1 protein-coding gene is annotated in these 1,011 nt (G+C 41.0%); it reads right to left on the bottom strand.

Annotated elements, in window-relative coordinates:
- A partial coding sequence (locus tag JUF13_RS14395) for an IS30-like element ISLpl1 family transposase (protein WP_203640205.1) occupies positions 1–911 on the bottom strand: 911 nt, incomplete at its 3' end.
- Positions 912–1,011 lie beyond the last annotated feature (100 nt).

The raw sequence follows: 1,011 nt of genomic DNA, 5'->3' as shown, positions 1-1,011 counted from the left end.
AAATTTGTCAGCATAACCTGATACGGTGTTTGCCAGTCGAGTATTTTAAGCGGTCGCTGGTTAATTTGGAGTAACGTCGTCGTTAAATCTTGAGCACTAATGTGCTCAAAACGAGTCCCTTTGGGATAAACATAACGTAAATTCCGATTAAAGCGTTCATTACTACCACGTTCAGCTGGCGTATAAGCATGGCAGTAATAGGTCTTAATACCATATTGTGATTCAAGTGATACTAGCCCACTAAACTCAGTGCCACGGTCCACAGTAAAGCTGTGCACCGGACCATTAAAAGTGGTTAGGAACTTAGTTAGTGCTTCATTAACAGTCGCTGTCGTCCGATCTTTTAACCGGTATGCCCAAAGGAACCGTGATTTGCGATCGATTAAAGTTAATAAAACTGCCTTACTATGCCCACGAGGACCAACGACTGTATCTAGTTCAAAATCGCCGATGCGATTACGTTGATTAATAATCATGGGACGCTGTTCAATTGATCGCCCCAAGGATTGATTATATTTGGATCGTTGGTCAACGTTACGCCGTTGGCGTACGCCATGTTCAGGTAGATCATTCAAGGAGAAATCAATTCTCCCCTGATTTAGCCAATTATAAATAGATTTAGTAGCTAGTTTAAATTCGTGAGCAATCATTCCTGGTGACCAGCTTAGACGTAAATGGTTGAGAATTTTTTGCTTTAACTCATCGCTCAGCTTAGTTTTCCGACCACATCGTGATCGCTTGTATTCGGCATCTGTTTGTGCTAATTCAGCCTGATAAGGTTGACATCGAGATAATTCATAAGAAATTGTTGACGGTGATCGGTTCAGCCGAACGCCCATTTGGATATTGGACAGCCCTAGTTCACAAAAGGTTTCGATTTTAATTCGTTCGGAATAGGTTATACTAGACAAAAGATCAGCTCCTAAAAGATGGGTTTGTGGTAAACACCATTTTAAAGGAAGCTGATCTTTTTTGTCCGAACAGCGTTCGGATTAATTTTACAATCTACCA

The organism is Levilactobacillus wangkuiensis (genome assembly GCF_016861605.1).
Taxonomy (GTDB): Bacteria; Bacillota; Bacilli; order Lactobacillales; family Lactobacillaceae; genus Levilactobacillus; species Levilactobacillus wangkuiensis.
The sequence above is the reverse complement of the archived record's forward strand: the minus strand, read 5'-3'. Positions and strand labels throughout refer to the sequence as shown.